The sequence below is a fragment of the Kitasatospora sp. NPDC048194 genome, from assembly GCF_043202455.1.
GTDB lineage: Bacteria > Actinomycetota > Actinomycetes > Streptomycetales > Streptomycetaceae > Kitasatospora.
Map to the genome: position 1 here is coordinate 1 of NZ_JBIDAK010000051.1, position 23301 is coordinate 23301.

A 23301-nucleotide genomic window follows, 5' to 3' on the forward strand; every position below is an offset into this window, starting at 1 on the left:
GGCGGGTACTTCATCGGTGCAGCCATGGCAAAGGCTCCCTTCTCACGGCCCATCAGGCCATGTCCGGCAACCTTCCGCACCTCGGGGGAACCTCACCATTGGCGACCGTGCGCCAGCTGACTCCGTTCCGAGTGGCCCTGTTACCGACCGTGCAGACTGGACGGCACCGTGTGCCTCGCCTGGAATCAGTGATTGGTCATCGGCCGCGGCTCTGCTCCACCGCGATCCGTCCTGCCTGCTGCCCGGTGACCAGCTCCCGCAACCTGGTGCGCGTCTCCGGGTCCGTCGAGTACACGACCGTTCCGATCATCCCTCGCGTCAGCAGCACCTTGTAGGTGTTGCGGATCAAACGGTCGATGTCGGCGTCGGTGGTGGACTTGCGGAAGACGGGGTCCTTGGACGCCGTCCGGTCGGTGACCCAGCGGTCGGTGCGCCAGACGAGGTCCGGCCCGAGGATGACGCCGCTCCAGTCGTACTCGAAGCCCTGGGCGGTATACACGCACCCGACCTGGCCGAAGCCGGCCGGGTCGGTGGCCCACAGCGCGGCGGGCGGGGCGCCGGCGATCGAGCGGTCGCCGTACACGTTCCACGGCCGGGCCCAGTCACCGATGTGCACGTCGAGGGGGAGCGGGTCCCCCGGGGCGACCTTCGTGGTCCACTTCCAGCAGTACCCGGCCGACATCCGGGCGCCGTACCCCTCGGCGCGCCGGGCTTCGAGGAAGGCCTCCAACTCCTGGGGACTGTCGACCACCTCCAGGGCGACCTTGCCGTCCGGCTCCCAACCGACGGGGCCACCGGGCTCGAGGCCCAGCAGACGCACCACCCAGTGCAGGTAGGCGTCGCTGCCGCCGCAGCGGAACTGGCTGTCCAGCTCGACCACCTGGCAGTCCAGGCCCTTTAGCGCGGCGGCCGCCCGGATCTGAGCCACCGTCCCCATCTCGCCCGGCCGGACGACCTGGTGTTCGTCCAACAGGAACACCGGTACTCGGGCTGCGTCGATCAGTTCGTCGATCTGGGGCTTGCCGGTGCGCTGCGCGGCCCGGGTGTAGCGGTTCGCCGACGTCTCCCGGATCCGGTGGGCCTCGTCGCAGATCAGCACGTCCAAGCCGTTGCGCTCCGCAGTCATGAAGCTGTTGAAATACTTGAACAGCTCCTGCACCTGCTTCTTCCGCGCCCCGGCCGTCCGACGCATCGTGGTGGTGAACGAGCTGGACCCGGTCGCGTGCAGGGCCGTGACGCCGCGCCGGTACAGATCACCCAGGAGGGACAGCGCGATGACGCTCTTCCCGGTACCGGGGCCGCCCGCGATGACGACGACCTCCTTGTGGTCGGACCGCTGCGCCCGGCGGACCGCGCGCAGCACCAGCTCGTAGGCGACCCGCTGCTCGTCCAGCAGCACGAACTGCTCGCGCTCACGGACCTCCTCGGCGGCAACCGCCATCAACTGCTTGGACGGCGCCACCTTGCCCGCGAGCAACTGGTCCGCCGCCTCCGCGCCGGAGACCGGCTTCAGCTTCGACTGGAGGTACTGGATGAACTCCCCGCGGCGCTCGGCCGTGAAGAGTCGGCCGCGATCGTCCTGCGGCACCTCGTACAGGCCCTGAACGCCGAACTCCGTCGAGTTGTGAAGGAAGGCCACACCGGACAACCGCTCGGGATGGGCAGCAAGCGCCCCGTTGAAGGAGATCAGGTAGTCGCAGTAGCCGCGGACCTGCTCGATCGGGTTCAGCACGGGCCGGGCGTAGGCGTCGACCCGGCAGAGCAGCGGCTCGCCGTCCTCCGGAAGCGCGCTGCTCCACTGCTTGAGCTCGACCACCACGTACGACGGCTCACCCGTGCCCGGGTGGACGCCGGCGAGTACGACGTCCGCGCGCTTGCTGTTGAGCGGCAGCGAGTACTCGACTAGCACCTCCACCATGCCCAGCCCAGCGTCCAGCAGAGCATTGGTCAAGACCGGGATGCTCCGCTCCCAGGAGCGCACCTCCGACGGGCTTGGCTTGCGGCCGTGCTTGTGAACGAACTGGTCGATGAGACGCACGTACAGTGATCCGGCCAAGCTCTCGGCAGCGACCGCGGATGCGGAGTCGCGGAACAGCAAGACATGCTCCCAGGCAGCACGAAGTGACTCGTGCGGGTGGGGGCATGTCCCTGGAGGGAAGCCCGGCGGGCCGCGCTGATGACAGGGCCAAACCTACAACGGGGATTCTGAGCTCGTACCCGAACGCCCGAGCATTCGCCGACGCAGGGTGGGGCGCTGATAGGTGACGAGGGTGATTCGTGTGGTCGACTGGCCCCAGAGCAGCCCCGTTCTTACGGGGAGGACTGTGACAACGGGGTGCAGGCTCCCCGAGGAAGAGGAGCAGCCCCGACTGTACGGGGAGGAGCGCGGTACGGTCGCCTCCGCCGGCCGGTACGACGGAGCAGCCGCGCCTACTCGAGGCTGCTCTGTACTTGGACTGGTCGACGAGGTTCCGAGTCTTCAACGCGTCGACACGCCAGGCCCAGTCCCCCCGCGCGGAGAGGTTGCTCCGGACCCGCAGTCGTCCGGGCGTGGCCATCGCTGCACGTCAGGCCATAGACAGCCCGCGCTGTTCCTGCACCCAAAAACACCACAGGGACGGTGGTGAGCGACGCCTGGTCCCCGACGCGTCCCCGAGCCCCCTCGGCTTGCAGCACAGCTGCATGAGGGTGACGCCAACTGATGAGCCGAGCCGCCTGTGAGCGTCGCCTGTACTGGTAGGACAGCGTCGGCGATGCCCACATCCGCCCCGCGATCGAAGCAGCATGGTCATGGGGCTGACGGCGCTGATCACGTTCACCGTGCTGCTCGTCCAGCGGCTCAACCAGCCGTTCGACGGCCTGCTCGCCGTTGATGCGTCAGCCTTCACCCGGCGCTTCCCGCTGCCGTAGTACGGCAGTCGTCGTGACCCCATCGTGGCCGTGGTGATGGCCGGTCGCCCCTCCTGCGGGTACGCGTGCCCGCCACCGGGGCAATGCCCGAGAAAAGTACCGGCAAAGAACAATCGCGGCTCTGCCTCGAAAGACCTGACAGCAGGTCAGAAAATCTCTCACTTTTCAGGCAAATCGCTACCAATCAACACCGTGCGGAGGCAATCCGTTACAAAATCTTCATCCTGGCTGGTCAAGGACCCTCTCCCGGGGGTGAGAGATTGGCATTCGGCTCCAAAAAAGCCTTTACCAACAATGGCAATCTCTTGAGAGAGTCTTGATGTCACGACGGTCTCAGGCCTCGTCCGGTTCCACGGACGGGGCCTTCTCCACGCGCAGGGCGCGGCGAATAGCCACGCTCCTGACACTCGGTCTGCTGGTGCAGACCGGCGTAGCGGTGGACGCGCTCACGGCGCCCCCCGCCATCGCCGCGCCCACACCACCCGCGCCCCCGGTCGCCCCGGCCACCGAGGCGCCGGACGAGGCGTCGGCCCTGCTGACCGCCCGACTGCAGAAGCGGCGCATCGAAGTCACCGGTGCTCGGACGGAGTTCACCACCCTGTGGGCGAACCCCGACGGCACCCTGACCTCCGACCGGTCCACCGGGCCGATCCGGATGAAGGTCGGCGAGGCCTGGGTGCCCGTCGACACCACCCTGGTGCAGACGCCGGACGGCAAGGTCGCGCCGAAGGCGCACCCGGGCGGAGTGGTCTTCGAGGGCGGCGACGCCGGGGTGACCGTGGGCGACAGCCTGCCGAGCGCCGCTGCGGCGAGCGCTGCTCCGACCGCGCCTCCCAGCGCGGCGCCGACGACGCCCGCTGCCACGCCGTCAGCGAGCAGCTCCGCTTCGCCGACCGCCTCGCCGTCGGCTGCCCCGTCGGCGTCCGGTTCCGCCTCCGGTTCGGCCTCCGCGTCGGGTTCCCCGTCGGCTTCCGCGTCGGGCTCCGCCTCCGCCGAGCCGACCCGGGCCTCCCGCAACGGCGCCCGCGCCGCAGCGGGCCCGGCCACCGCCCCGAAGCCCGCTGACGACAAGCCCGCCGACGTCAAGCCCGCCGAACGCGACCTGGTCAAGCTCGGCTCCGGTGAGCAGCAGGTCACGTTCGGTTGGCTGGGCAAGCTGCCCAAGCCCAAGCTGGAGGGCAACAAGGCCACCTACGTCGACGCCCGGCCGGGCGTGGACCTCGTCCTGGAGGCCACCCGGACCGGTTTCGAGCAGTTCCTGGTCGTCAAGGACCGTGCCGCCGTCGCCCAGACCGGCACGGTGACGATTCCGCTCGACACCACCGGTCTGACCGTCGCGCCGCAGCAGGATGGTTCCATCCAGCTGCTCGACAAGGGCACCGGCAAGACCACGGTCCGGATCCCGGCCCCCGTGATGTGGGACGCCGCCGTCGACCCGGCCTCGCAGGAGCACCGGAGCCGCGGCGCGGTGACGATGGAGCTGCGCGGCCAGGGCGCCGGCACCGAGTTGGTGTTCACCCCGGACGCGGCCTTCCTCACGGACGAGAAGACCCAGTTCCCGGTCACGATCGACCCGGTGGTGGACGTCGGCACTACCTTCGACACCTACGTCCAGACCAACGAGAACATCGACGCCTCCGCGTCGACGGACCTCAAGCTGGGCAGCTACGACGGCAAGACCGTGGCCCGGTCGTTCCTGACCATCCCGGGCGGCCCGTTCAACGGCAAGCAGATCCTGAACGCCACGCTGCACCTCGCCAACTACCACTCCTCCTCCTGCACCCCGAAGCAGTGGGAGGTCTGGAACGCCCGCGGCGCCGCCGGGTGGACCCGCTGGAGCAATCAGCCCGCGATGGAGAAGAAGTGGGCCACCTCGAGCGACACGTGGGACGTGAAGAACGACGGTGACAGCTACGACTGCTACGCCCCGGACGGCTCGTTCTGGGCCAAGGCCGACGTCACCGAGATGATCCGGTACTTCGCCGGGTTCGGGTACAACGACTACGGCTTCGCCCTCAAGGCCGCCGACGAGTCCAGCAGCCTGTCCTGGAAGCGGTTCAGCTCCGCCGAGGGCTACTGGCCGCCGTTCGTCTCGATCACCTACAACACCGTCCCGGCCACTCCGGGTACGGTCGAGGTACTGCCGTCGCAGCAGGGCAACCCGCGCTACACCTCGGACGCGAACCCGCGGTTCCAGGTGCAGGCGGCCGACCCCGACGGCGATCCACTGAAGGTCTACCTGGACCTGTGGCGCGGCGGCACCTTCCTCGGCAGCATCGTCCGCGACACCCCGAACGGCGCCATCGCGACCGTCCGCCCCTCCGACTACGGCATCGCCAGGCTCGACGAGGGCGTGCAGTACTCGATCTGGGCCATGCTCGACGACGGCAAGTCCCGCTCCGGCTGGGTGGGCACCAACGTCGTCGCCGACACCGTCAAGCCCGGCACGCCGTTCGTCAGTTCGGCCGACTACCCGTCCGACGACCTGTGGCACGGCACGGCCAACCAGCCGGGCTCGTTCACCTTCTCGCCCGCACCGGGCACCGACGACACCGCGGCCTACGTCTACACCCTGGACGGCGGCACCCCGGTGACGGTCACCGCCACCGGCGCCCTGACCACCTCGATCACGCCCACCACCGAGGGCCGGCGCGTGCTCAGCGTCCAGTCCAAGGACCGCGCGGGCAACCTGTCCCCACCGGCGAGCTACGTGTTCCAGGTCGGCCAGGCGGGCATCAGCTCGCCGGTCAACGGCACCCAGGCCGCCAAGCGCGTCAAGCTCTCCGTCGACGCGCAGACCCAGTTCAAGCGCGTGGTCTACCAGTACCGCCGCGGCCCCGGCGCCACCGAGTACAACGTTCCGCGCACCAACCTCACCAAGGCCGACAACACCCCGGTCACCGAGGACAAGCCGCGCCTCGCGGACCTCGGCACCCACGCCAACTGGAACGTGCTGGACACCCTCGGCCAGGTCGGCGGCGTCGTCCAGGTCCGGGCGGTGCTCTTCCCCGAGGACGGCTCCGGCAGCGGCTACACCACCGTCTGGAACACCATGACGGTCGACCGCAACGCCGACGGCGCCGCGAGCACCGACATCGGCCCCGGCTCGGTCAACCTGCTCACCGGCGACTACTCCACCGACGTCACCGACGCCGACGAGTTCGGCATGTCGGTCAAGCGCGCCACCTCATCCCGCGACCTCGGCCGCGGCTGGCAGCCCCAGGGCGAGCGCCTGACGATCAACCAGCGCCAGATCGGCACCGACACGGCGGGCTTCACCCCCGGCCAGGCCAACCTGGCCCGTTCCACGGCGCGCGGCCACGACAGCTCGACCGACTCGCTGCTGATCACCCCGGCCGCCTCCGGCTGGGACTCCTTCGCCGCGCTCGGACCGGAGTACACCATGGGCCAGGGCATGAAGCCCGGCCGCACCTACCGGCTCACCGGCTGGATCTACGTCCCCGGTGCCACCGGTCTGGACAACCCGCTGGCCAACCGCGGCCTGCGCCTCGTGGGCGTGTACCGCACCCCGGCCGGCTACGGCGAGACCGCCTCGCCGAAGGCCTCGTTCACCGACGGCTGGCAGCAGCTGACCGTCGACATGGTCGTCCCGGCCGACGCCACCGAGGCCTGGTTCCGCCTCTACAACGGCAACGCCGCCGGCAGCGGCAAGGAGGTCTACTTCGACGACCTGTCGCTGAAGGAGATCGTCGCCCCGTTCGGCCCCCAGTGGGCAGGCGGACCCGACGCCGGGACCGGCGGCGACTACCGCTCGCTGTCCTTCCCCCAATCCGACCTGGTCGAGATCAAGGGCAACGACGACACCTCGCTGACCTTCGCCAAGGGCAACGACGGCACCTTCTTCCCTGAGCCCGGCGCCGAGGCCCTGACGCTGAAGGCCGTTCCGGCCAAGTCCGGCGCGATCGTGCTGTCCACCTCCGGCCAGTGCCTGGAGGTACCGAACGGCGCCGCCGGCAACGGCGCGCGACTCCAGCCCGCACCCTGCAACGGCGCCGCGAACCAGCAGTGGACCCGCGGCGACGACCTCACCCTGCGGCTTCTGGGCTACTGCCTCGACAACCCCTGGGGCCAGGTCGACAACGCCACCCCGCTCACCCTGTGGGGCTGCAACGGCGGCGACAACCAGCAGTGGGAGGTCCGCCCCGACAACACGGTGCTGAACCGCCACTCCGGCAAGTGCCTCGACGCCGACAAGGGCGCCTCCATCTGGGTCTGCTGGGCCGGTCCCAACCAGATCTGGGACGTCCAGACCGCCGGCACCACCTACGAGCTGACCGAGCTCGACGGCTCCAAGACCGTCTTCGCCCGCCAGGCCGGATCCAGCATCTACCAGGTGGTCAGTGAGACGGGGCCCGATGCGGCGTCGACCACCCGCTACCAGTACGACACCACCGACGGCCGCTCGCTGGTCAAGCGCGTCATCCCGGCCGTCGAGCCGGGCGTCGACGACGCCAACGGCTGCACCGTCGACCCGCTGCCGCGCGGCTGCGAGGTGATGGAGTACGACTACGCCAAGGCCACCACGGCCACGGCATCGGCCCCGGGTGACTACCTGGACCGTGTCCGGGGCGTCAAGGTCTGGTCCTGGAACCCGGCCACCTCCAAGCAGGAGGCCGTCGAGGTCGCCCACTACGCCTACGACGAGCGCGGCCGCCTGGTGCAGGTGTGGGATCCGCGCCTGGCCACTCCGCTGAAGATCAGCTACGGCTACGACGACACGGGCAAGGTCACCCGGATCTCCGCCGCCGGTGAGCAGCCCTGGAACTTCGACTACGGCAAGGCCGCCTCCGACCAGGACCCGGGGCGTCTCCTGAAGGTCCGACGCAACACCCTCGCGCCGGGCAGCAAGGACCAGGTCATCGGTGAGAACGCGACCAACGTCGTGTACGAGGTGCCGCTGACCCGCGGCGCGGGTGGACCGTACGACCTCGCGGGCGCTGACGTGGCCAAGTGGGCGCAGACCGACGCGCCGACCGACGCCACCGCGGTGTTCGGCCCGGAGGACGTCCCCGCCGTCAACACCGCCACGGCTGCCAAGCCCGGCCCGGACGGCTACAAGCCGGCCACCGTCCACTACCTCAACGCCTCCGGCAACGAGGTCGACACCGCCGTTCCGTCCGTCACTCCCGACGGCGACATCAGCACCTCCGAGTACGACCGCTACGGCCACGTCGTGCGCTCCCTCTCGGCGACCAACCGCTCGATCGCGCTCGACAGGCACCCCGACGCCGACAAGTTCGCCGCCGAGCTGAACCTGCCGAAGGACTCCGCCTCGCGGGCCCGTCTGCTGGACTCCCGCACGACGTACTCGTCCGACGGCATCGACGTCCTCGACACGCTGGGCCCGGCCTACCGCGCCTCGCTCGCCGAGGAGGTCAGGGGCCAGACCGCCCCGGTCTCCGTGACCTCGGAAGCGGAGAAGCTGCCGCAGCTGGGTACCAACACCAAGGTCCAGGTCGACAGCGACTGCTGCGGTCTGACCTGGTCCGGGGGCGCCCAGCTGAGCATCCGCGGCACGGCGGCGGGCGCCTTCGCCAGCATGCGGGTCAGCGTCCCGGAAGAGGGCGAATACATCCTCTCCGGCCAGCTGACCAAGAACAACGACCACGGCATCGTCCAGTTCGCGGTCGACGGCAATGACGTCAGCGAGCGGATCGACACCTACAGCGCGAACGCCGCGGTGGCCCCGTTCACGGCCGGCAAGCCGGTCAGGCTGGCGCGGGGCGACCACGAGCTGAAGGTCGGCGTCGTCGGCACCAACACGGCCAGCGGCGGCGAGCGGTTCCACACGGGCCTGGACACCGTCACCCTGACCAAGACCACCGTCAACCCCGCGCTCCCGGCCGGCACTTCGGTCGTCGCGCGGGACCACAACACCAACACGTACGACGAAGGGAAGCCCGACGGCCAGGCCTATCACCTGGTCACCACCGCCACCGACGGCGCCCGGATCGACGGCTACGCCGACGACGTGGAGCTGCGCGTCACCAAGCACGGCTACGACGCGCCGGTCGGCGGCACACCCGGGTGGAAGCTGAGGAAGGCGACCTCCGTCACCACCGACGCCCTCGGTGCCAAGCTGACCGCGACCGTCAAGTACGACGCCTCGGGCCGGGCGCAGGAGTCCCGCAAGCCGGGCTCCACGGGCACCGACGCCGGTACCGTCAAGTCGGTCTTCTACACCGCCGGTGCCAATCCGGACGACAACGCCTGCTCCGGTCGACCCGAGTGGGCGGGCCTCCCGTGCGTCACGACGCCGGGCGGTGCGATCACCGACGCGGACACGAGTCGGATGCCCGCCACCCTCCCCGTGAAGCGGATCACCCGCTACTCGCCCTTCAACGCGCCGGAGGAGACAACCGAAACCAACGCGGGCAAGTCCCGCAAGACCGTCACCGCCTACGACGAACTGGACCGCGTCCTCTCGACCGAGATCACCTCGGACGAGGGCAGACCACTGCCCAAGGTCACCGTCGAGTACGACCCGGCAACCGGCGAGGCGGTGAAGACTACCGCCGGCGGCAAGTCCCTCACCCGGGTCATGGACTCCCTCGGCCGACTGATCTCCTACACGGACGCCGACGGCGCCACCACCACGACGGAGTTCGATCGCTACGGCAAGCCGGTGAAGGTGAGCGATCCGACCGGATCCACCACCTACGCCTACGACCGCGCCAAGGAGCCGCGCGGGCTGGTCACCTCGGTCAACGACAGCGTCGCGGGCGAGTTCACCGCCAAGTACGGCCCCGACGGCCAGCTGGTCGAGCAGACGTACCCGGGCGGGATCACCCGGAAGGACACGTTCAACGCGGTCGGAGAGGCCACCAGCCGCAGCTACACCCGCAGTTCCGACAACACGGTGATCTGGGCCCAGACCACCGACATCTCCACCCAGGGCCAGGTGGCCAAGGACACCAGCTCCACCGCCACCCGCTCCTACCAGTACGACCGGCTCGGCCGGCTGGTGAAGGCCGAGCAGACCACGGTCGCCACCGGCTGCGTCACCCGCCAGTACGCCTTCGACGCCCACTCCAACCGCCTCTCCAAGCAGACCTCCCCGCGCGGGGCGGCCGGCGAGTGCAGCACGGCCGGGGCCACGGCGGAGAACCACACCTACGACAGCGCCGACCGGCTGACCGACGCCGGGTTCACCTACGACGCCTTCGGGCGCACCGTGAAGACGGCCACCGGCGCGATCAACACCTACTGGGCCAACGACCGAATCGCCGCCCAGGAGAAGGGGGACACCAAGCAGGAGTGGGCCGTCGACGCCGCCCACCGTCTGACCGCGTTCACCACCAGCAAGAAGCAGGCCGACGGCACCTGGGCCAACGCGACCTCGAAGCTGAACCACTACGGCGACGACTCCGACCAGGTCCGGTGGACGGTCGAGGACACCACGCTCGGCACCCTGACCCGCAACGTCTCGGGCCTGGACGGCAGCCTGGTCGCCACCACCAGCAAGACCGGTGACGTCCAGCTGCAGCTGACCAACCTGTTCGGCTCGGTGGTCGTCAATACGGATACCGCACTGACCAAGCCCACGGTGCTGGACTTCGACGAGTTCGGCATCCCCCAGGACGGCCAGGCCAACGTCCGCTACGGCTGGCTCGGCGGCAAGGAGCGCTCCGCGGAGGCCCTGGACGGCGACATCCTCATGGGTGCCCGCCTCTACAGCCCGGCCCTCGGCCGCTTCCTCCAGGTCGACCCGGTACCCGGTGGCAACGCCGGCGCCTACGACTACTGCACCGGCGACCCGATCAACTGCACCGACCTCGACGGCAACTGGGGCATGCCCAAGTGGCTCAAGAAGACGGTCGAGGTCGTCGCCAAGGTCGCCGAGGTGGCGTCCTACATCCCCGGACCCATCGGTGCCGTTGCCGCCACCGTTTCGGCAGTCTCCTACGCCGCCACGGGCAACTGGGAGAAGGCCGCGGAAATGGCCGTCACGGCTGTCGCGCAGACCGTCGGGGCCGGCCCGGTCGTCAAGTCCGTCGCAGCAGCAGCCAGAACGACCAGGGTGGCGGCGAAGGCCGGTAGGGCGGCCGGCGCCTCCAGGATGCTGAGCAGGGCCACCTGCAACTCCTTCGACCCGGACACCTTGGTCCTGATGGCCGACGGCACCCAGGTGCCGATCGCCCAGGTGGACGTCGGCGACTACGTTGCCGCCGTCGACCCGGAGTCGGGCACGACGACGGCCCAACCGGTGCTCGGTGTCCTGGTCGCGAACACCACCAAGCACATGGTCGACATCAAGACCGATCAGGAGCCCACCACCCCGGGCATCCGCGCGACGTCCTACCACCCGTTCTGGGTCGCCGGACGGGGATGGGTCGACGCCATCGGCTTGAAGCCGGGTGACCGCCTGCTTTCGCCTGACGGCAGCGGTCCGACCGTCACGTCCGTGGTCGACGAGGGTGAGCTGCCTTCGCAACTCGTCTTCAACCTCAACGTCGGCGATGTCCACACCTACGCCGTGTCCGACGGCGTAAACAATGTCGTCGTCCACAACGCCAGCTGCCCCATCCCGCGACGGGTGTGGACGAACCACATCTACACCGGGCACATATCGAAGGCGACCCAGAAGCTCCGCAGCAAGTTCATCGGTGATCGCGCGGAGGTCCGCGGACTCATCGCCGACACCATCCGCACGGGCACACGGGCGCGCTCGACCCTCGGCCGGGCGGGCCACACGTACGAGAAGACGTACGACCGCCAGGTCGGAGTGCAGACGAATCTCAAGGGAAGGGTTTCGAAGAAAAAGCGAGTCCGAGTGGTCGTCGTGAGGGGTAAGGTGGTGACGGCCTACCCGTTCTAGAAAGTCCCAGGGGGGGTGCGGGGCGGAGTTCTTCCGCCTCGCGCCCCCTCCTTCGATCCTTCGATGCGGAAATCCACCCCCAGGAGAGCAGCCAATGACCGTGTCGGTGAAGATCACCGCAAAAGGCAATCCTTTCAGGAAATCGAAGTCCCCGGCCCAGCAGGTCGGCCTGACCGAACTGACGCACCACCGCCCACTCGGTGACATCGAGATCCACGGAGACGGGATCACCTTCGAGATGCCGGGCGTCCCGCTTTTCGACTTCACCAGGGTCATGCTCCTCTGCCTGGAGGAGGCCCGCCTGTCTGGGAAGTCCGAGTACTATTTCCCGGAGGGTGAAGGATATATTTTCCTAGCGAAGGCCGGAAGCATTGTCGAAATGACATGCGACTTCGAGGACGGAGTCATCCGGGCGACACCCGGGGAATTCCGGAGTGCACTGGCGGCTGCCGGTCTCGACATGATCGACCACCTCCAGGGCAGCGACGCCGGAGTCCTTCGCAACCCGCACTTCAAGAAGCTTCGGGCAGATCTCCTCCTGGCAGCCGAGGAGATCGATTGAGAGCTCTCGCAGACAGGTGGCGCGAGGAGATCCGGCGGCAACGCGGGTGCAGGAATCGGTGATCACGGAGGTGCGATGATCTGTGATCACCGGGGAGAATGCGCCCGCTCTGCCATCAAGGCGGCCGTACGTGCAAGATCCCGCTCATGCCGCCCAGGTCAACCAGGCGCGCTACGAACCCACGGGGGTCAGGGCTGGGAGGCTCCGAGGAAGCGCAGTACGGCGAGGACCCGGCGGTGGTCGGCGTCGGTCACCGGTAGGTCGAGCTTGGCCAGGATGCTGTTGATGTGCTTGGCCACCGCGCTCTCGCTGACCGACAGGGCCTCGGCGATGCCGGCGTTGGAGCGCCCCTCGGCCATCGAGCTCAGTACCTCCCGTTCGCGGGGAGTCAGCCGGTCCAGGGGGTCGCTGTCCCGCCGCAGCAGCAGTTGGGTGATGACCTGCGGATCCAACGCGGTGCCGCCGTCCACCACCCGCCGGACCGCGGCCACGAACTCCCCGACGTCGGCGACGCGTTGCTTGAGCAGGTAGCCCACGCCGCTGGAGTTCGCCGCCAGCAGGTCGGCCGCGTAGCGCTCCTCGACGTACTGCGAGAGCAGCACCACGGCCGTCCGCGGCCAGCGCCGGCGGATCTCCGTCGCCGCCCGCACCCCTTCGTCGCCGAAGCCGGGCGGCATCCGGACGTCGACCAGGGCGAGTTCGGGCCGGTGTTCCTCCACCGCCGCCAACAGCGCCTCCGCGTCGCCGACTTCCGCGGCCACCTGGAAACCACCCATCTCCAGCACCTTGACCAGGCCGACCCGCAACAGCACCGAGTCCTCGGCGATCACCGCCCGCACGGCAACTCCGCCATCACGGTCGTCGGTCCCCCGGCGGGGCTGCTGACGCGGAAGGTGCCGTCGACCGAGCCGACCCTCTTGGCCAGCCCGCTCAGCCCCGTCCCGGCTCCGGCGTCCGCACCGCCGCGCCCGTCGTCGGTGACGTGCACCCGCAACACCTTCCCGATCAGTCGGACGGTCACCGCGACCCGCGTCGCACGGGCGTGCTTGGTCACGTTCGCCAGCGCCTCGGAGATCACGAAGTAGGCGACCGACTCCACGGCCGGTGCGACCCGCTCGTCGAGATCCACCCGCAGGCGGACCGGCAACGGCACCCGGGCGGCCAGCCCGGACAACGCCGCGTCCAGACCGCGGTCCTCGAGGACAGCCGGGTGCAACCCGCGTACCAGGTCGTTGAGTTCGGCGATCGCCTCCTTCGCCTCGAGATGGGCCTCCGCGAGCACCTCGCGGGCCCCGCTCGACAGGTCGGGGCGGGTGGCCATCGCCAGGCCCAGGTTGACCGCGAGGGAGACCAGCCGCTGCTGGGTGCCGTCGTGCAGGTCACGCTCGATGCGGCGGCGCTCGGCGTCGACCGCTTCGATCAGGTCGGTGCGGCTCCCGGCCAGGTAGTCGACCCGTTCCTGGAGCCGCTGCGCCCGGCTGGGCCCGAGCAGCACCGACGCGGTACGCGACTCCAACCGGGCCGCCGCCCCGGCCGTCCACGGTGCGACGCACAGCAGGACCAGTCCGCCCACCGTGTAGCACGGCAGCTGCGTCGCGTAGCCGAACCAGTCCTGGCGGACCTCCACCGGCAGCGCCCACATCCAACCGCCGGCGGTCGCGCCCGCCAGGCCCGCGATCGCCACCACCAGCACCGACACCTCCAGCACGGCCAGCAACGGGCCCAGCAGCAGGTGGTATCCGAGCCGGCGCCAGGGACGCGTCGCCGAGAGCCGGCGGGCGGCCGACGCCCACGACCACCGCTGCGGCACGGACGCCGGCCGAGGGATGTCCACGCCGAGCAGCGCCCGGTGGCGGAACCGCTGGACGGCCGTCAGCACCGGGACACCGAGGAGGAGCAGGACGGCCGACACGGGAAGCACCAGAGCCCAGTTCCCCGTCTCGGTGAAGGTCAGCACGCCCCAGGCCCACACGGGCACGAGAGCCAGGTGCGGCAGGACACCGGCGGCCAGGAAGCCGGCGTCCCGTCGCCCCCGAAGCGCCGAGCGCCTCAGCGCGGCTGGAATCGTCATGGCTCGACCCTAGGACAGCCCGACGGGGGCCTGCCATGAGGCCCGTACCCGGATCCATGGTGAAACCAGTGCCACCCCCGGGACGGCCCCGCCGGGCGGCCCGGCACGCGCGGCGCCGGGTCCGCGCCGCCGTCGTGAGCGCGCCGCCGTCGTGAGCGGGCCGCGCCGCCTACACGGTGGCGTAGTGCTCGGTGTCGGAGGTGATCAGCGGTGTCCGTGCACCGCTCGACCGGCAGGGCGCCAGCCGGGCGTAGTAGGAGAACGGCGGGCCGATCAGCCGGGTCACATGGAGCCCCGCCGCGTTGGCGTGACGGGCCAGGGCGGTGCGGCGCACCTGGTGCCGGTCGAAGAACTCGCCCACGACGATTCGCCCGCTCGGCTTGACCACCCGGCTCAGCTCCCTCAGCGTCACCTCCGGCTGCGGGATCTCGCCCAGCGCCGTCACCAGGTAGGCGGCATCGAACACGGCATTTCCGAAGGGCAGGTGGTGGGCGTCCGCCTGGGTCGGCGTGATGTTGCCGAGACCGCGCTGTGCGGCCCGGCCCATCACGTGGTCGAGCATCTCCTGCTGGACGTCGACGATGTCGAGCCGACCGCCGGGGCCCAGTTGCGGCGCGGTTCGCAGGGCCTGGAGGCCCGTGCCCGGCCCGACCTCCAGAACGCGTTCGCCCTGGCGCAACTCCAGCATCGCATCGAGCCGCTCCTGGCTGAGCAGCGGCAGGGGCAGATCGAGGAGCCAGCGCTGCGCGTACGGGTAGGGGGCGGAGTCGAACGCCCACCAGGACAGGGCCGCGGTGCCGGCTGCCGCTGCGGTCAGCCCCCATCGCACTCCGGAGCGGCCGAGCGCGGTACGAAGATTCATGATCGAGAGACCTTTTCCCAGTAATCGATGTCGAGTCAGGCCGACCGGGACGTCGGAACACGGAACGTCCGCCAGGCGACGAACGCGCAGACCACCGCAAGCGGCAGTTCGGCGCAGCACGCCATGGCCAGCGCCACGGCGAAACCGCTGCCGGTGCCCGCTGTCACCAGGTCGAACCAGGAGTCGACGAGCAGCAGCGTCGACGTCGCTGCAGCGGGCAGGGCCCGGCGGAGATCGCCACGAGCGGCCAGGATCCCGGTGGCGACGAAGCCGAGCGCCTCCATGACGTCCAACCCCGTCCAGGCGGCCGACCAGTGCACGACAGGCGCCGTGGACGGCAGGGCGTGGCAGAGCACGAACGCCCAGGCGAGCACCGCGACTCCGCAGCCGACGAGCGCCAACCCGGGCCAGCGGCGCGGGCTGCGGGTCCGATGCTGCGCGGGCCGCCGGCCCACAGCGGCGCGGTCGGGAGTCGAATCGGGCAGCGCTTTCGCCGTTGACCGCTCGATGACGCTCATGGCTCCTCCTCGCCGTATCGGTGGCCTTCGTGTTCTCAAGGCTGCGCGTTCCGGCGGGGCATGGTCATCACCACTGGCACCCGTCCTGGGGTGGTACTGGGTCCACCCTCGGTGGGGGCGTTCGCGTGAATGTCCCTGGGGAGACGGGGCGTTATCGTGAGGGGTGTTGTGCGCGTGGTCGGTCTCAGACCACTTTTGTCGATCGGCGCGACCACGCTGCTGGTGGCACGAGTGAGGAGCCGCCGGGGTGATCACGGCAAGCGTGCAACGGCTCAGCTTCCGGACGTTCTGGAGGAGCACCGCGGCAGCGCCGGTGGTCAGGCGATCGCCGCGAGTACCTCCGCTGCTGCGCGGGCGCCCTGGGAGGCGCCGCCTTCCATGTAGCCCTGGAAGTCGTAGGAGGTGTGCTCGCCCGCGAAGTGCAGGTTGCCCTGGGCGGTGCCCTCGTAGCCCGCGTAGGTGGTCAGGTAGCCGACCGGCCAGCAGGAGTAGGCGCCGTAGGAGTACGGGTTGAGATGCCAGGCCGAGAGGGTGGCGCGGCCGTTCCACGAGGCGGCGGTGCCGGGCCAGAGCCGGTCGATCTGGCTCAAATAGGTGCCGACCAGATCGCGGGTGTAGCCGGTGGAGGCGTCCGTGAAGGCGCTGGGCGGGGTCAGCCCCTTCGCGGGGCTGCCGCCGCCGTACTGGACCAGGATGCCGTTGCGGCCCGCCTGTCCGCGGGTGACGTCCCAGGCCTGCTGGAAGGGGAGGTCGGCGAAGCACTCGCCGTTCGAGACGCCCGGCCACGGGCCCGTTCCGAGCCAGGGGCGGGTGTCGAACTGCATGTTGAGCTTGGTGCAGTACCCCATCGTCATGTGGCTGAGCACGCCGCGCATCATCGGGTCGAGCCCGGCGGAGGAGAAGTCGATCCGCTGCTGCAGGATCGGCAGCGGCACCGCCAGGATGGTGTGGTCGGCGGTGACGGTCCGGGTGCCGCCGCCGTCGAGGTCGAACGTGAGCGTCTGGGTGCCGTCGGCGTTCCGGGCCACCGCCTTCAGCGTGTACCCCTGCTGCACGGTGCCGGCCGGGAGCGCCGCCGCGATGGCGTGCGGCAGTTGGTCGTTGCCGCCGGTGATGTGGTAGCGCTCGTCGCTGCCGCCCCAGATGCTGAAGCTGCCCGGGTTGGCCTGCGAGGAGAGCATCAGGAGCAGCGCGTACGAGGACTGGGCGGTGGTGTCGGCGCCGTACTCGACCGCGTACGCGACGTCGAGCAGGGCGCCCAGCCTGCTGGAGACCCCGCCGGGCACACGGGTCTCGATCCAGTCGCGGACGGACATGTGGTCGAGGCCCACGGCTGCGGCGTTGTGGTCGTCCCAGGTCGGGGCCGAGCCACCGGCCTGGATGTCCTTCTGGATCAGCTGCCAGACCGCCTTGAAGTCGGCGTCGGCCGTGGAGCGGGGGTAGTAGTCGTTCTGGAAGCGGAGGATCTGCTCGGCGCCGGCCGGGGTCGCCGCGCGCACCGAGGTGGTGGAGAGGCCGAAGCGCTGGCAGAGCCGGAGCACGGTGTGGTGGCCGGTGTCGATCAGTTCGCCGCCGTACTCGGAGACTTGGCCCTGCGCCCAGAGGCCGGGGGTGGACGGGCTGCCGCCCGAGTACATCCGGCCGCCGATGCGGGAGGGATGGGCCTCGTAGACCGTGGCGGCGATCCCCTTGTCCGCCAGGGTGAGCGCGGCGTTCAGGCCGGAGATGCCGGCGCCGATGACGGCGATCCGCGGGGCGGGGCCGGTGTACTTCGCGGCCGCGGTGGTCGCGGCCCGGGCCCGGGGGGTGACCGCGAGCGCGGCCGCGCCGACACCGAGTGCCGCCGCGCGGGCGAGCAGGGCCCTGCGGGACGGTCCGGCCGGCTCCGTACGGGCCTCGTCGCGCAGGGCCCGGTAGTCGTCGGCGGGCATCCGCAGTCTCGCGGCGGCGGCGTGGTCGGCGAGCGACTGCTTGAGGTGCCAGGCGAGGTGTGAGCGAGCCATGGGGGGATCCCTTCGCGAGGTCGGTCGGTTCAGACGGTGGCGGGGGAGGCATGCTCGGTACGTTCCCGGCTGTCCTCGATGATCAGGCGGCCCATGACCTCGTACCGCTGCGGGTGGCGGGCCCGCATGTAGAGGGCGAGGGCGATGCCGCCGGCGAAGACCGCCCCGACGATCCACGGGATGAGCTTGAAGAAGAAGGTCTTCGAGGCCGCTCCGGCTGCCGTGTCCAGATTGACCACGAGCAGCACGATCGCCGCCAGCATCCCGATCCCGCCGAGCAGTGGCGCGGTGAACGTCCGGAACCAGTGCCGGGATTCCGGGTGGTTGCGGCGGAAGTACGCGATCACCGCGAAGGAGCAGAGCGTCTGGACGACGAGCAGCGCGAGCGTGCCGAGGATGGCGGTGAGGGTGTAGAGGCTGACGTACGGGTCCTGTCCGGCGGCCCAGAAGCCGCCGATGACGGCGAGTGCGATGGCGGTCTGGGTGAAGGAGGCGATGTGCGGCGATCCGTGCCGCGGGTGGGTGCGGCCGAGCGCCGGGTGCAGGAAGCCCTCGCGTCCGATCGCGTACAGGTAGCGCGAGGCGCACTGGTGGAAGGCCATGCCGCAGGCGAAGGCGCTGCTGCACATCAGCCACTGGAAGGCGGTGACGGCCCAGTGGCCCAGGTAGGTGTGGGCGGGGGCGAGGAAGAGGTCGAGCGGGTTGCCGCCGTTCGCGATGTCGAGCGACTCGGTCGGGCCGTTGCCGGAGATGACCATCCAGGTGACGAAGGTGTACAGGACCCCGAGCGAGAGGACGGCGAGGAGCGTGGCGCGAGGGATGATCCGCTTGGGGTTGCGGGACTCCTCGCCGTACATCGCGGTCGACTCGAAGCCGATCCAGGACCAGAAGCAGAAGAACAGCCCGACGCCCGCGTTGACCCCCGCGAACGCCCCGGTCGGGTCGAGCGTACCGGCGTGCAGCCCGCCGGGGCCGCCGCCGTGCGCCAGCACCGAACCGGCGAGCATCAGCAGCATCACCACCTCGCCGACCAGGAAGACACCGAGGACCTTGGAGGCGACCTCGAGGTCGAAGTAGGAGAGCGCGGCGGTGATCGCCAGCATCGCCAGCGCGAAGACCTGCCACGACCAGTGGATGCCGAACTGGGCGGTGAAGGCCTGCTCGGCGAAGTAGGCGAAGATCCCGACGATCGACGCCTCGAAGACCACGTACGCGAGCACCGCCAGCAGGCCGGAGGCCATGCCCACGACCCGGCCGAGGCCGTGCGAGACGAAGCCGTAGAAAGCGCCCGCGGTGGTGATGTGCCGGGCCATGGCGGCGTACCCGACGGTGAAGACGGTCAGGACGGCGGTGACGAAGAGGAATCCGGCCGGGGCGTGCACCCCGTTGCCGCCGCCGACGATGACCGGCAGGTTGCCGGTCATCGCGGTGATCGGCGCGGCAGTGGCCAGTGCCATGAAGATCACGCCGATCAGCCCGACCGAATTCGCTCTGAGCCGTTGGACGTCGGGCCGGTCCGGGGTGGCGGTGGTCTCGGCAGCGGGCATGGGCTACTCCCTCGGAGGCGCGCACGGGCTCGGGATCGACGACTCCGCCGGCGCGGAGTCGACCCAGTGTGCGGGCGCCGGTGGCCCGGCGGGCAGGAGCATTCTGTAGCCGTGCCCGGGAAAGGGTTGACGCCGTGCCACCGTGCGGCGGCCGGGATCCTTCGCTAAGGCGCGGGCCGGACGTCTCGCGGGCCGGACGTCTCCCTCACGATCGGTGGACGCGATCGTTCGAGTCGACCACCGTCGGCAGACCCATGGCCGGGTGCCGGCCCCCGCCAGGAGACGGCGGGGACGAACTGCCGAGGAGGCCGCCCCGGGTTCCGGGGCGGCCTCCTCGGTGGGGCGGGGTCAGGGGGTGGGGTCGGTGAGGAGGGTGGCGAGGGCGTCGAGGCCGCGCTCAAGGGTGGCGGGGGTGAGCTGGGTGACGGAGAGGCGGAGCTGGTGGGTGCCGCCGGGGGCCGGGTAGAAGTGCGACATGGGGGTCCAGATGACGCCGTGGCGGGAGGCGGAACGCTCCAGCAGGGCGTCGTCGATGCGCAGGTGGGGCACGGTGAGGACGAGGAAGAAGCCGCCCCGCGGGGTGTTCCAGGTGATGCCGGTGGAGGGCGGGAAGCGGCGGGCCAGGCCGTCCAGCAGCAGGGCGAGGTTGCGCCGGTAGAGGGCGGCCGTCGCGGTGTTGGCGGCGCGCAGGCTGTGGCCGTGTTCGAGGAGGGCGCCGCCGATCACGGCCTGGGCGATCGGTGAGGTGTTCACCGTGGTCATGCTCTTGATCATGGCGAGCAGGTCGGCCAGGAGGCGGGTGCCGCCGGCGCCGTCGGAGACGAGCTGGTCGGCCACGACGTAGCCGACCCGGGCGCCGGGGAGCGCGGTCTTGGCGAAGGAGCCCAGGTGGACGACCCGGCGGGCGGTGTCCAGGGCCTTCAGGGAGGGAAGGCGCTCCTCGCCGGCGAAGACGCAGTAGGGGTTGTCCTCCAGGATCAGGATGTCCTCCTCGGCCGCCAGGGCGAGGAGGTCCCGGCGCAGCTCCAGGGGGAGGCTGGCGCCGCTGGGGTTGGCGACGTCCGGCACCAGGTAGAGGGCCCGGGGGCGCAGGCCCTCGGCTCGGGCGGCGGTCAGCCGGCGGCGCAGGTCGGCGAGGTCGACGCCGTCGGGGCCGTCGGCGACCGGGTGGACCGGGAGGTCGGCGAGCAGGGCGGCGCCGGTCAGGCCGACGTAGGTGGGGGAGACGGCGAGGAGCACGTCCTCGGGGCCGCGCCGCAGCGCCCGCAGGACCAGGAACATCGCCTCCTGGCAGCCGACCGTCACCACGATCGACTCGGCGGGGACCCGGATGGACTCGTCCACCGCGAGGTGGGTGGCGATCAGGTCGTGGATGATGCCCTTGGTGCGGCCGTACTGGAGGATCTGGCGGCGCGCGGCCGCCGCGGACAGACCGCGTTCGGTGCGCAGGTGCTCGACGTAGCGGTCCAGGTGGCGGTGGACGGCGTCGAGGTCCCAGAAGTCCTCCGCCGGACGGCCGGCGGCGAAGGAGACCGCGTCCGGGTAGCGGATCGAGATCTCGTTGAGCAGGTTCATCGACGTCATGGCCGGGTCGGCGAGGGACGGGTGCAGGTCGCTGCCCAGCAGGTCGTACGGCGGGGCGGTGGTGGTCACGGGGCACTCCAGGTGGGGCAGGGCAGGAAGGCGGTGCGCAGCCGGGCGGCGGCGCGCAGGTCGGCGCAGCCCGCGAGGCCGAGCGCGTGGCGCAGTTCGGCGGCCAGCAGGGCGAGCACGTGGGCGCAGCCGGCCTCGCCGCCGGCGGCGAGGCCCCAGATCGCCGGGCGGCCGAGCAGCACGCCGGTGGCGCCGAGGGCCAGGGCGGTCAGGACGTCCGAGCCGCTGCGCACCCCGCTGTCCAGCAGGACCTGGCAGTCCCGGCCCGCCAGGGCCTCGGCCACGGCGGGCAAGGCCGTCACCGACGGCACCGCGCGGTCGAGTTGGCGGCCGCCGTGGTTGGAGACCACCACGGCCTCGGCGCCGAGGTCGGCGGCCCGGGCGGCGTCCGCCGGGTCGAGCACCCCCTTGACCACCAGCGGCAGCCGGGTGCGGTCGCGCAGCCAGGCGAGGTCGGCCCAGGTGACGGCGGGGGAGAGCAGTTCCGCGGTGTGCGCGGCCACGGCGGAGACGGCGGCGCAGGCCCGGTGCGCCCGTCCGGCTGCGCCGCCGTCCAGCAGCGCCGCGCGGACGGCGGGGGGCAGGGCGAAGGCGTTGCGGGCGTCGCGCAGCCGGCGGCCCATGTACGGCACGTCGGCGGTGACCAGCAGGCACTCGCTGCCGGCCGCCTCGGCGGCGGCGACCAGGTCGAGCAGCCGGCCCCGGTCGCGCAGCCAGTACAGCTGGAACCAGAGGGTGGCGCCGGTCGCGGCGAGGTCCTCGAAGCCGACGCTGCTGAGCGTGCCCACGGTGAACGGGACGCCCGCCGCGGCCGCCGCCCGGGCCGAGGCCAGTTCGCCCTCGGGATGGAAGAGGCGGTGGTAGGCGACCGGGGCGACCGCCACGGGCAGGGCGGCGCGGCTGCGCACCAGGGTGGCGGACGTGTCGGTGGCGGAGACGTCGGCCAGGACCCTCGGGACCAGGGCGAGCCGGTCGAAGGCGGCCCGGTTGGCGGCGAGGGTGCGCTCCTGCTCGGCGCCGCCGGCCAGCCAGTCCCAGACGTCGGGGGCCAGGGCGGCGCGGGCCAGATCGGCGTACTCGGCGACGGACAGGGGCAGCTGACTGACCGCCAGAGGGGTTGCGGGCGGGTTCATCCGGCCACTTCGCTGGCGCTGCGCTGGAGTTCGACGGCCTCGTAGAGGGCGCGGATGTTGTTGCTGCCGAAGTGGCGGGCCCGGATGCGCTCGATGATCTCGAAGAAGAAGGTGCCGCGCGGGTGCTGGGAGCGGGTGAAGATCTGGAACAGCTGGCCGTCGTGGTCCTGGTCGACCAGCAGGTTGAGGTCGCGCAGCTGGTCGAGGGTGTGCCGCAGCGGGGTCAGGCGGGCGGGCAGGGCGTCGAAGTACGTGCCGGGGGTGCGCAGGAAGGGCACGCCGCGCTCGGCCAGCGCGGTGACGGAGTGCACGGCGTCGGCGGAGGAGAAGGCCACGTGCTGCACCCCGGCGCCGCCGTGGTCGGCGAGGAAGGAGGCGATCTGGCCGCCGGCCTCCGGACCGAGCGGCTCGATCACGGTGAGGGTGACGCTGTGGTCGGCGCTCTGCACCACCGCCGAGTCCATGCCGAGGGTGCCGACCTCGATCCGCTCCTCGAAGATCATCCGGAAGCCGAAGACCTCGCGGTAGCGGCGGATCGTCTCGCGCAGCTCGCCGGAGGGCACGCAGACCGCGAAGTGGTCCACCGTGCGCAGGCCGACCGACCCGGCGCCGGTCGCCGGGGCGGGGTCCGGCAGGCCCGGGATCCGGTCGGCGGGCACCTCGGGGCCGCGCTCGATCAGGGTGTGCACCACGTCGCCGAAGGCGCCGACCACCGCGGTGACGCAGCCGTGCCCGGACCGCGGAGGGCGCAGCCCCTCGGCGCCCCGGTCGGTCAGCGTCCGGTACGCGGCGGCGGCATCCGGCACCCGCAGGGCCAGCGCGGCGACGCCGTCGCCGTGCCGGGCGAGGTAGCCGGTGGCCGGGTGGGTGGCGGCCAGCGGCTGGGTCAGCAGCAGACGGATGCTCCCCTGCCCGAGCAGGGCGGAGAGGCAGCGCTCGGCGGCCCCGCCCAGCTCGGTGGGCGGGGCGAGCAGTTCGAAGCCGTACTCGGCGGTCAGCCGGGCGGTCTCGGCGGTGAGGTCGGCCACGTAGAACTCGACGTGGTCCAGTTCGACGGGCAGCGCGGCGGGGAGGGGAGAGGAGGGGGCGGTCATCTGAGGGGCTCTCTCGTGAGGAGGGGACACGGCGGCCCACCCGGGCGGCGGTGCGGTGCCGCCCGGGGCGGGCCGGTGGCGTCGATCGCGGGACGGGCGGCGACCGGTG

The 23301-nt window shown here is 71.1% G+C and carries 13 protein-coding genes; 3 read left to right on the plus strand and 10 right to left on the minus strand.

The window, feature by feature from the left end; all coding sequences use genetic code 11:
* Positions 1-196: 196 nt before the first annotated feature.
* The gene (locus tag ACGF07_RS34150; protein ID WP_392905309.1) at positions 197-2098 is read right to left on the minus strand and encodes a DNA/RNA helicase domain-containing protein; all 1902 of its coding nucleotides are present in this window, start codon (positions 2096-2098) and stop codon (positions 197-199) included.
* 686 nt (positions 2099-2784) lie between these two features.
* Here ACGF07_RS34150 and ACGF07_RS34155 point away from each other — a divergent pair.
* From ACGF07_RS34155 to ACGF07_RS34165, 3 genes are all read left to right on the plus strand, one after another.
* Positions 2785-2910, plus strand: a complete 126-nt coding sequence (locus tag ACGF07_RS34155; protein WP_392905311.1) for a hypothetical protein — start codon at positions 2785-2787, stop codon at positions 2908-2910.
* A gap of 418 nt (positions 2911-3328) precedes the next feature.
* Positions 3329-11749 carry a ricin-type beta-trefoil lectin domain protein gene (locus ACGF07_RS34160; protein WP_392905313.1) on the plus strand — a complete coding sequence of 2807 codons (8421 nt, stop codon included), beginning with the start codon at positions 3329-3331 and terminating at the stop codon, positions 11747-11749.
* Positions 11750-11843: 94 nt separating this feature from the next.
* Complete coding sequence (locus ACGF07_RS34165; protein WP_392905315.1) at positions 11844-12311, plus strand: hypothetical protein; 468 nt, start codon at positions 11844-11846, stop codon at positions 12309-12311.
* A gap of 188 nt (positions 12312-12499) precedes the next feature.
* Here the strand turns inward: ACGF07_RS34165 and ACGF07_RS34170 are convergent, their stop codons facing one another.
* The 9 genes from ACGF07_RS34170 to hppD all read right to left on the minus strand — a co-directional run bounded on the left by ACGF07_RS34170 (position 12500) and on the right by hppD (position 23192).
* On the minus strand, positions 12500-13150 hold the full coding sequence (locus tag ACGF07_RS34170; RefSeq protein WP_392905318.1) for a response regulator: 651 nt from the start codon (positions 13148-13150) through the stop codon (positions 12500-12502).
* Complete coding sequence (locus tag ACGF07_RS34175; protein WP_392905321.1) at positions 13138-14382, minus strand: histidine kinase; 1245 nt, start codon at positions 14380-14382, stop codon at positions 13138-13140. Before ACGF07_RS34175 ends, ACGF07_RS34170 begins: the two co-directional genes overlap by 13 nt.
* A gap of 169 nt (positions 14383-14551) precedes the next feature.
* Positions 14552-15244: a methyltransferase domain-containing protein gene (locus ACGF07_RS34180; protein ID WP_350744227.1), complete on the minus strand. Its 693-nt coding sequence runs from the start codon at positions 15242-15244 to the stop codon at positions 14552-14554.
* A 35-nt stretch (positions 15245-15279) separates the two neighbouring features.
* Positions 15280-15762: a hypothetical protein gene (locus tag ACGF07_RS34185; protein WP_392905323.1), complete on the minus strand. Its 483-nt coding sequence runs from the start codon at positions 15760-15762 to the stop codon at positions 15280-15282.
* A gap of 317 nt (positions 15763-16079) precedes the next feature.
* On the minus strand, positions 16080-17765 hold the full coding sequence (locus ACGF07_RS34190) for a flavin monoamine oxidase family protein (RefSeq protein ID WP_392905326.1): 1686 nt from the start codon (positions 17763-17765) through the stop codon (positions 16080-16082).
* 29 nt (positions 17766-17794) lie between these two features.
* Positions 17795-19312 carry an APC family permease gene (locus ACGF07_RS34195; RefSeq protein ID WP_392905328.1) on the minus strand — a complete coding sequence of 506 codons (1518 nt, stop codon included), beginning with the start codon at positions 19310-19312 and terminating at the stop codon, positions 17795-17797.
* A gap of 348 nt (positions 19313-19660) precedes the next feature.
* Positions 19661-20896 (minus strand): PLP-dependent aminotransferase family protein, encoded by a 1236-nt coding sequence (locus ACGF07_RS34200; protein WP_392905345.1) that lies wholly within the window; start codon positions 20894-20896, stop codon positions 19661-19663.
* Between the two features lie 65 nt (positions 20897-20961).
* Positions 20962-22098 carry an alpha-hydroxy acid oxidase gene (locus ACGF07_RS34205; protein WP_392905330.1) on the minus strand — a complete coding sequence of 379 codons (1137 nt, stop codon included), beginning with the start codon at positions 22096-22098 and terminating at the stop codon, positions 20962-20964.
* Positions 22095-23192 carry a 4-hydroxyphenylpyruvate dioxygenase gene (hppD, locus tag ACGF07_RS34210; protein WP_392905333.1) on the minus strand — a complete coding sequence of 366 codons (1098 nt, stop codon included), beginning with the start codon at positions 23190-23192 and terminating at the stop codon, positions 22095-22097. Before hppD ends, ACGF07_RS34205 begins: the two co-directional genes overlap by 4 nt.
* Between the last annotated feature and the right edge of the window lie 109 nt (positions 23193-23301).